The following is a 9,839-nucleotide window of genomic DNA, read 5'->3' on the forward strand; positions in this document are numbered from 1 at the left end:
CTCCAGTTCTATATGGATGGAAAAATCAACGCCAACGGGGATTCCTCGGTCAACAGCCCGGACGGCTCGGTATACCAGCCGGACAATTCGATACCGACCACGACCCTGGTCAACATCCCTTCAGGGGGCTGGACCGACAACTCGCCGGTTAGTTTTTCCGGGACTTACGGGTATAACAACCTCATGGCCGCCGGGTACAAAGACTTCCCCAACCCGACGGATAGGATCGGCCTGGCGCCGGTCATCAACGGCATGAACTATTTTAACTGGGCCGCGCTGTCCGCCACTACCCACCAGCTGACGTTGTACAGCGTTCAGCCGGCAAGCCTGTACGGGAACGAGATCAACGTCCGGGGGGATAAGTTCCTCGACCAGCCTATACAGCTGGAAGGCGGCGCGCTCCAGACGTTTTTCCTGATCAACGAAGGCCCCTGTAAGCTGTTCCTGTCGGGGGGCATCAACGCCTCGGCGGGCCTGCCCATCTACGACATCGAGGAGAGCCTGAATTATTATTCGAACTCATTTGGCCTGGTGTCGGTCAAGGATCACCCCGACAAGTTGCCCCATTTCAAGGATTCCTCGGCGTATATCCGTTTTATGAACCTGACGCCCACATACGCGGACCAAACCCTCAATGCCAATACTCAGACGATCGACGTTTACCTGGCGCCCATCTACGGCACGAACCCGGATGTGTACTCATCTTATGAAAGCGGCTTTACCAATTCCATGGACAGCCTGGGACCCGAGTTCCTGGTCGCCAAAGGGCTGAACCGCTTCGAGTCCACGGTCGATGCCCCCTTTTATGAAATGGACGTCTCGGCCAATATGCGGAACAACAACGCCGGCCCCAACGATACCCTCCGGCCCGCGGGTACGCCGCGGGTACCCCGCTACTACCGGGTGCTCGTATACACCGCCGGTCGTTCTTCCGCCACGGGGGACCAACCCCTGGCCCAGAACGACTGGCTGGCTGTCTACAGCCAGTTCGCCGCCTTCGACCACTTCGACGACCTGGGCAACAACACCCCTTTGGGGACAGAGGTCGACAGCTGGCTGCTGCGTACCGACGGTACCAATTACCACCCGTCGATCTGCACCATCCCCATCGCGGTGAGCAACGAGGCGTATCCGTTGGTGATTAATACGAACTGGCTGTCCTTCCGCTCCTGTATCAACTATGTGAAGGCCGGGGTCAACGACATTTACTTCAATCAATAACCCAACACGCGCATGAAGCGACATTATATAACGTTGGCGCTCCTGGTGCTGACCGCCTGTACCAAGAACGCACCCAACCCCGGGCCGCTGGACGCCTCCGGGACCGGTAAGCTGGCCCGGTACAACCTTGGCGTCGGCGACTACGACCCGCGGCCGGTGACGACCTTTATCCTGTCCTACGATTCCGCGGACCGGGTCACAGACGTCTTTGAAAAGGCCGGCCAGACGCAGATATCCTATAACCTCTCGTACAACGGGACGCGGCTGGCTACATCGTCGGACAACAACCTGGGCGTGCAAACCTATACCTTCGACGCCAGCGGCAGGATCACCCATATCGACTACACCACGCCGTTGACCGTGGGCAAGCGCGTCTATACCTATGACGGCGCCGGTAAGCTGCTATCGGTCCTGGATTCCGTGACCAATCCACCCAACTTCCCCATCCAGAGCCTGTATGTTTTTACCTATGACGCCGCCGGGGCCAATGTCACCGAGATCGACCAAAGCTCGCTGGACCTGTCCGGACGGCCGACGCTCCGCCAGGTCAGCACATACACCTTCGACGACAAACCCAACCCCTTCCAGGGGTTCCCACCCCTGCTGGACGTCCACCAGCTCCCCGGCGACATCGCCGCCACGGTGAACAAGAACAATGTGCTCTATACCCGCATCGATGGGACCGTACCGGTGACCAGCACCGGCGGCTCGGTACCCACCCTGGATACGCTGGTCAACTATGCCTCCACCCGCGTCTATACGTACAACGCCAAGGGGTATCCGTCGAGCTGTACCGAATCCTTCCAAGACATACAATATAATTACACAGGCAGCAGAAACTTCTCTTATGACTACTAAGAACCGGCTCGCGCTTCTTCTTTTAGTGCTTTTCACCGCGCTTCGCGCGTCCGCCCAGGAGGTTAGCGGGACCCTGAATGGCCGCGTGCTGGACCAGTTGCACGCGTTCATACCGGGCGCCGTCGTCACCGCGGTGCACGTGCCCACGGGGACGAAATACGTCATCACCACCGACGACTACGGCCGGTACACCCTGGTCAACCTCCGGGTGGGAGGACCCTATACCATAACCGTGACCTCCGCGGACATGGTAACCCAAACCAAAAACAACATCGTCGTCGCCCTGGGTGACCCCGGCACGCTCGACTTCATCATGGTTTCAAACGCAAAGGCGCTGTCCGAGGTCGTCATAAAGGGCGCCGGTTCGGCCCGGGCAAACCTTACCGGCGCGGGGACCAACGTCACCGGCGCCCAGATCCGCAACATGCCGGCGGGCTCGCGGAGCTTCCAGGATTATACAAAGCTGACCCCTCAATACAACGGCAACTCGTTCGTGGGGACCAACTTCCGGTACAACAACGTCACCATCGACGGCGCGATCAACAACGACGCCATCGGTTTCTCGCCTTCCCTGGGCGGCCAGACCGGGACTTCCGGCCAGATCGGGAGCTCCACCCGGACGAACCCCATTTCGATCGACGCCATCCAGGACATTCAAGTCTATATCGCGCCTTACGATGTAAAGGTGGGTAACTTTACGGGCGGCAGCATCAATGCCGTCACCCGGAGCGGGAGCAACAAGGTGGAAGGCTCGGTGTATGTGTTCGACAAAAACCCGGCCCTGATGGGAAAAGACATTGCCGGCGGTACGGGCAAGATCGGGTCGGCCTTTCACGACGAACAGGCGGGTTTCCGCCTGGGGTTGCCCATCATCAGGGACAAGCTGTTCTTCTTCACCAACGAAGAAATCACCGACCGGGTCGACCCGCTGACCGAAACCGCGGCTTCCCCCATCGCCCAGCAGGTCATCACCGAAGCAGACGCCGCGGCACTGACCAACTACCTCGAGACCAATTTCAACTACGACCCTGGCACGGCGGGCGCCTATAACGTTTATTCGCGGTCCAAAAAATTCTTCAACCGCCTCGACTGGAACATCAGCCCCAAGCACCAGCTGGCCATCCGCAACAACATGGTGTTTTCCCAGTCCACCAACCTGACCCGGGACGACCAGAACTTCCGGTTCTCTTCCCAGGACTACCAGCAGGTCAACAACCAGAATGCGACCGTGCTGGAGCTGAAATCCCGTTTCAGCAACAAGCTGGCCAACAGCCTGGTCGTTGGATACACGGCGGTGCACGATTACCGGAACCCACTCTCCTACGCGTATTACCCCCAGATGCAAATCGGCGGCGAATACCTGGGCACGACCATCCTGATCGGCACGGACCGGGAAGCCTCCATCTTCAACATGAAACAAAACACCCTCGAGTTCACCGACAACGTCACGGTGATCAAAGGGCGGCATACCATAACACTGGGCACGCACAATGAGCTGTATAATATCACCTACGGCTTCGTCAACTCTCCCAACGGCCGTATCGACTACCCCTCCGTTCAGGCCTTCCTGGCGCAGCAGCCCAGCCGTATCCGGGGGAACTTCAATTACACCGACCAGGACCGGGATTACATCCTCGCCCACCCGAGCGCCAAGTTCAAGGTGAACCTGTACAGCGTATACGCCGGGGACGAGATCGCCGTCAGCCAGCGTTTTAAGCTGACCCCGGGTCTGCGGCTGGACATGGCCGACGTCCCCCAAAAACAACCGCTCTCCCTCAAGACGGTCCGCGCGACGCCCGACCCTTTTTACGGAACGACCTACACATACACCCGTCCATCGGCAATCACCAACAATTACCTCGACCAGCTGCAGGTTTCGCCCCGTATCGGGTATAACTTCGACGTCACCGGCGACAAAAAGCTGGTGCTCCGGGGAGGCACCGGTTTGTTTATCGGCCGTATCCCCTTCGCCTGGATGGGGTACGCCTTTTACAACAATGGGAATACCTACGGTTCCTTTGACAAGCGCTACAACTATGTCGGCAATCCCGAGGCCATCCCGGCGGTTCCGCCCACCGTGCCCAACCCGGGGACAAACCCGCAAAAGCCCTCCCCTACCGGCATAGCGGCCTCCGCGGTCAACGAGAACGGGATCTCGGCCCTCAACCCGAACGGGACCACCCAAGTGGACCTGATCGACAACCACTTCAAGATGCCGCAGGTATGGCGGACCAGCACCGCGCTGGACCTGAACGCCGGGAGCGGCTGGAAGTTCACGCTGGAGGGGATCTTTACAAAGACGCTGGAAGACGTCAGCTTTAAACAGATCAACCAGCAGGACAGCGTTTCCTACTATCAATACGACGTAAACCACGTCCAGCCGATCTTTACCGGCAAGTCGAACGACCCCTCGTTTACCGCCATGTACCTGCTCTCGAACACCCATAAGGGCTACCGGTACAGCGTGACGGCCCAAACCAGCAAGCGTTTTCCGTTCGGCTTGGACGTGATGGCCGCCTATACATACGGAGTGTCCAAAGACATTTCGAATGGCATCCGCAACTCCATGGAGTCGAACTGGCAGCTCAACCAGGCCCTGAACCCCAACAACCCGGGGCTTGCGTACTCCAACTTCGACATCCGCCACCGGATCATCGCCTCGCTGAATTACAGCAAGACCTACGGGCGTTACCAGACCGCGGTCATGGTCTTTTTCAGCACGGCCTCGGGAACACCCTTTACCTACGGTTTTGTCAACAACTCCATCCAGGGGACCGGGCAGCAGGTGAGCCTCGCCTATATCCCCAAACCCGAAGAAGCGTCAGCCTTCTTCCAGACGGGGAACATTACTCTCTCCAACGGCACCGTGGTTTACAAGACCGCGGGCGACCAGGCCGAGGAGTTTTACAAATACATCCGCAGCGTCCCCTACCTTCGCAGCCACGAAGGCCAGTTCACGCAGCGCAATGCGGCCCACACGCCCTGGAACACGGACGCCGACCTCCGGGTCAGCCAAACCTTTGTCATATCCGGCACTCACACCATTACGATTACCTACGATATATTTAATGTGACGGCCCTGCTCAACAAAAACTGGGGACGGGTATATTACGCCTCCGATCTCTTTAACTCCACGGCCTCGATCGGGCTCCGCCCGACAGGGGTAACCAGCGGCGGATATCCGATCTATATCTGGGAACAACCGTCCGTGCCCTATCAAACCGACCTCACCGCTTCCCGTTGGCAGATGCAGCTGGGGCTGCGGTATAGCTTTTAAACTTGGCAAGCATGAACAGACAGGAACTGATCCGGTTGATCCGAAAGTATGTGCGTGGCAACGCCAGCGTGGAAGAGCGCGCCTTCGTGGAGGCGTACCATGCGACCCTGCAAAAGGGAGGTCCCATCGACGACATCCTTTCCCCGGAGGAAGCCGCCGCCCTGGAAGACGCGATGTTCCGCCGTATCACCGCGCAGACTGTACCCGTCCGCCGTCTCTTTGTGCGGTACGCCGCCGCGGCGGCCGCAGTGGTGGCCATCGCGTCGACGCTGTTGCTCGTACATCGCTCCCCCGCTCCCGCCTCCTCCGCCTACGCCGACATCGCCGTCAAACGCGGCCAGGTGCTGCAGGTGAAGCTCAGCGACGGCAGCCTTGCGTGGATCAACTCGGACAGCCACGTGCGCTTCCTTAAAACCTTTGGCGACGGCCCCCGGGAAGTGTTCCTGGAGGGCGAAGGCTATTTCGAAGTGGCCCGCGACGACAAACATCCGTTCCTCGTCCACAGCCGGGACGTCACTACCCACGTGCTCGGCACAAAATTCAACGTGGACGCCTACGCCGGCCACCCCGTGACAGTCACCCTGCTCGAAGGAAAGGTCATGCTCACCGCCCCGTCCGCAAAAGCCGATATCCCCGACACGCTGATGCTTATACCTAGCCAGAAGGCGTTCTACACGGCCGACCGGCTTGTCCTCGAGCAGCCGCGCCCGGTCAAACATTCGTCCGCTGCAACATCCGTCGCCGCCGGGGACGCCGCCATGGGAGACGCCGCAGCCACGGCCTCGTGGAAAGACGGCCTGCTGGTCTTCAGCCACCAACCGCTATCCGACGTCATCGAGGTCATGCAGCGCCGTTACGCCATCACCATCGAGGCGGACTCCGCCCTGCTAAACGAGCCCGTTACCGCCACCCTCAGCGGACTTTCCGCCGAAGAGGCCCTCATCCAGGTGACGAGTCAGATCAAACGCGGCAAGTCACACGCACAGTACCAAAAGAGTGGAGATACGTACCACATAGAATAAGAGTATAACACACTCTCTTGCAAATCCTTTCCAGCGTCGCTTCGCAAACACGCTCCCGACCCTTTGCGGTTTCGAGTATTATTTAGATATTTGTCTAATTATCTAAATGAATCAGCTCTTCAAAGCCCTCAACGACCCCACCCGCCGGTCCATCCTGGAGCACCTCAAGGAAAAGGACCTCACGGCCGGCCAGATAGCCGAGCGCTTCGATATGTCGTGGCCGAGCATCTCCCACCACCTGGACCTCCTCAAAAAGGCGGGGCTGGTGACCGCGCAAAAGGAAGGGCAGTTTATCTTTTATTCCCTCAACACCACCGTGTTGGACGATATGTTGCAATGGATTCTTCAGTTCACCCAAAAACATTCCTGATATGACCGCCAAATTCACCTGGGGAGACCTTGTCGCGGCGCTCGTATGGCTGGCGCCGTTGGCGTACCTGGCCTATGTCTACCCGCAATTACCGGCCACCGTGCCGACACACTTCGACCTGCGCGGCGAAGCCAATGCCTGGGGCACCCGCGGGGACGCCATCGTGGGCAATATGGTGCTGATGGGGGTAAGCCTGGGCGTCGCGCTACTGCTGCGCTACCTTCCTTCCATCGATCCCAAAAAGAAGATAAAGTATTCGATGGGGACGCTCAGGAAGATCACCTATGCGATCGTCTTTCTTTTCACCGTCCTCAACGTGGCGATCATCTATTCCACACAGCACGGACGTTTCGTGCTGGGCGGACGGCTGCTGTATGTGTTGATGAGCCTGTTCTATGTCTATCTCGGCAACCTTTTCTACAGCCTGAAGCCGAACTATTTCGTCGGTATCCGCACGGCCTGGACGCTGGAGAACGAGACGGTCTGGCGCAAGACGCACCAATGGGGCGGCCGGCTCTGGGTAGTGCAGGGGCTGGTCATGGCGGCGGCCTGCGCGTTACTGCCCGAAAACGCGGGCACGATCGTTTTCTTCATAGGTACGGGCCTGCTCGGACTAGGGCCGGTCGTTTACTCCTACCTTTGCTACCGCCGGATCCAAAAAGCTTAAACCATGACAAGAATCCTGTTCGCCCTGCTCCTGTGTCCGCTGCTCGCACAAGCGCAGCTCGACGGCTCCTGGATGGGCAAAATCGCCGGCAGCCTCCCCGTCGTCTTCCACTTCAACCGTAACGGCGGTACTTTCGACGTCCCCTCCCAGGGCGCTATCGGTCTACCCCTGGCCGAGGTCCGGCTGAATGGGGACAGCCTCGTGTGCGTCATCAGGTCCCCGCTGGCGACCTATACCGCCTTCCGGCTCAACGACACCACCTTCGTAGGCAGCTGGCACCAGGGCGCGGCCAAAGCCCCCCTGGAAATCCATCGCCTGAGTGGCGCCGCCGCCAGCGCTTATGCCCCGCCAAAACGGCCGCAGACCCCTCAACCACCGTATCCCTACCACAGCGACAGCGTGGAATACGACAACGTCGCTCATACTGTCCACTTTGGCGCTACCCTCACCTACCCTACCGGTCACGGACCCTTTCCTGCCCTCGTTCTTATCACCGGCAGCGGGATCCAGGACCGGGACGAAACCATCTTTGGCCATCGCCCGTTCGCGGTCATCGCCGATTACCTCACCCGTCGCGGCTACGCCGTCCTTCGTGTCGACGACCGCGGCGCGGGTCTAACCACCAGCGGTCCTCCCGGTGTGACCAGCGCGGACTTCGCGCAGGACGTCGCCACCAGCGTCGCGTGGCTGCGCAGCCGCCCGGCGATCGATCCCCGGCGCGTCGGTCTACTGGGGCACAGCGAGGGCGCGATGATCGCCCCCATGGTCGCGGCCGCCGATCCGTCAATTGCGTTTATCGTCCTTTTGGCCGCCCCGGTCGAAGGCGGGTTCGCCACGATGGGTTACCAGACACTGAAGCCCATGGAGCTGAGCCACGCGTCCGGCCCCGCCATGAAAGCCGCCGCCACCCGCGAAAAGATACTGTTGCAGCACATCATCAAAGACACTGCCGCCGCCCAGTTCGTACAGGGCGTCGACTCCGCATACCGGGCCTTCGTAAACGCCAATAAAGACTCCACCGGTCATATCCCCTCCTACGTCGTTCCCCCGGACGCGCTCAAAACCGCCCTGACCCAGCAAGCCCCAATGCTCCTGCAGCCCTGGTGGAAGTTTTTCCTGACGTACGACCCCGGCAAGGACTATGCACGTCTGAGCTGCCCGGTGCTCGCCCTCGGTGGGAGCAAGGACGTCCAGGTGGACAACGGTCTGGACCTCCAGCTGATCAACTCCCTGGTGAATCCCATGGAAAAGACAAAGGTCACCGTACACGAGATCCCCGGTCTCAACCACCTTTTTCAGCACTGCCATACCTGCACCGTCGACGAATACGGTAAGCTCGAAGAGACTTTCGATCCCGACGCGCTAAAGACCATCGGCGACTGGCTGGACGCCAATGTGCCCGGCGCGCGGCGTTAAACCCGTCAAACTGACAGCGCAACCGCTCTGGTATCATTCTGGATGTCCCAGCTTCATGGAACCAATGATACAGTGGGTAAACGATACCCTCCAGCAAGACCGTGACCTGCTGGACAGCTACTCAAAAACCATCACCGGCGTCGTCGCCTCCACGGGCGCCGCCGTCGTCCATATACAGGTAGAAAAAACGGAGACCGATCCCCGGACAAAACAACCGCGCAAGGGCGGCGGCACCGGTTCGGGTTTTATCATCTCCTCCGACGGTTTTATCGTGACCAACCATCACGTCATCGACGGCGCCGAAAAGATCCAGGTCACGCTGGCCAGCGGCCAGATCCTCCAGGCCGACCTCAAGGGCTCCGACCCGTCCACCGACATCGCCGTCATCAAGGTCTATGGCAACAACCTGGGCACGCTCACCTTTGCGGACTCCGACCGTCTCCAGGTCGGCCAGATCGCCATCGCCGTCGGGAACCCGCTCGGCCTCCAGTACACAGTTACTTCAGGGATCGTCTCCGCGTTGGGTCGCACCCTCCGCGCCAAAAACGGCCGGCTGATCGACGACGTCCTCCAAACCGACGCCGCCCTCAACCCGGGTAATTCCGGCGGCCCGTTGCTCGACACCCACGGCCAGGTCATCGGCGTCAATACGGCGACCATACCCTCCGCGCAAGGACTCTGTTTTGCGGTATCCTCCAACCTGTCTTCCTATATCGCGGGCAAGCTGATCATCGACGGCCGCGTCCGCCGCGCCCAGCTGGGCATCGCCGGCCAGCTCGTCAACCTCACCGAGCGCATGGTTGCCGTCGGCAAGCTCGCCCGCCACACCGGCGTCTACGTCTACGAGCTCGTCGCCGACGCCGGCGTCCGCAACAGCGCCCTCCGCACCGGCGACATCATCGTCGCCTTCAACGACAAGCCCGTCGCCTCCACCGACGACCTGCACCGCTACCTCACCTTCGAAACGGTAGGCATCCCCCAGGAGCTGACGGTTTTCCGCCAGGGGCA

General features: G+C 59.9%; 8 protein-coding genes. All 8 read left to right on the plus strand.

Translation table 11 applies throughout. The features are described 5' to 3' along the window. Window positions 1-1,221: hypothetical protein (locus tag VL547_RS10785; protein ID WP_325577675.1), on the plus strand; the 1,221-nt coding region annotated here is incomplete at its 5' end. Window positions 1,222-1,233: 12 nt separating this feature from the next. Further along, window positions 1,234-2,079 carry a hypothetical protein gene (locus VL547_RS10790; protein ID WP_325577676.1) on the plus strand — a complete coding sequence of 282 codons (846 nt, stop codon included), beginning with the start codon at window positions 1,234-1,236 and terminating at the stop codon, window positions 2,077-2,079. After that, entirely contained in the window at window positions 2,069-5,356 is a 3,288-nt protein-coding gene (locus VL547_RS10795; protein ID WP_325577677.1) for a TonB-dependent receptor, read from the plus strand. The genes VL547_RS10790 and VL547_RS10795 overlap by 11 nt, the downstream gene beginning before the upstream one ends. A gap of 11 nt (window positions 5,357-5,367) precedes the next feature. Then, a complete protein-coding gene (locus VL547_RS10800; RefSeq protein WP_325577678.1) occupies window positions 5,368-6,378 on the plus strand; it encodes a FecR family protein in 1,011 nt (336 codons plus the stop codon). Window positions 6,379-6,484: 106 nt separating this feature from the next. Continuing rightward, window positions 6,485-6,748: an autorepressor SdpR family transcription factor gene (locus VL547_RS10805; protein WP_325577679.1), complete on the plus strand. Its 264-nt coding sequence runs from the start codon at window positions 6,485-6,487 to the stop codon at window positions 6,746-6,748. Window position 6,749: 1 nt separating this feature from the next. After that, the gene (locus tag VL547_RS10810) at window positions 6,750-7,415 is read left to right on the plus strand and encodes an SdpI family protein (protein WP_325577680.1); all 666 of its coding nucleotides are present in this window, start codon (window positions 6,750-6,752) and stop codon (window positions 7,413-7,415) included. Window positions 7,416-7,418: 3 nt separating this feature from the next. Next, complete coding sequence (locus VL547_RS10815; protein ID WP_325577681.1) at window positions 7,419-8,831, plus strand: alpha/beta hydrolase family protein; 1,413 nt, start codon at window positions 7,419-7,421, stop codon at window positions 8,829-8,831. Window positions 8,832-8,886: 55 nt separating this feature from the next. Next, window positions 8,887-9,839: S1C family serine protease (locus VL547_RS10820; protein WP_325577682.1), on the plus strand; the 953-nt coding region annotated here is incomplete at its 3' end.

The sequence above is a fragment of the Dinghuibacter sp. genome, assembly GCF_035492835.1.
Classification (GTDB): Bacteria; Bacteroidota; Bacteroidia; order Chitinophagales; family Chitinophagaceae; genus Dinghuibacter.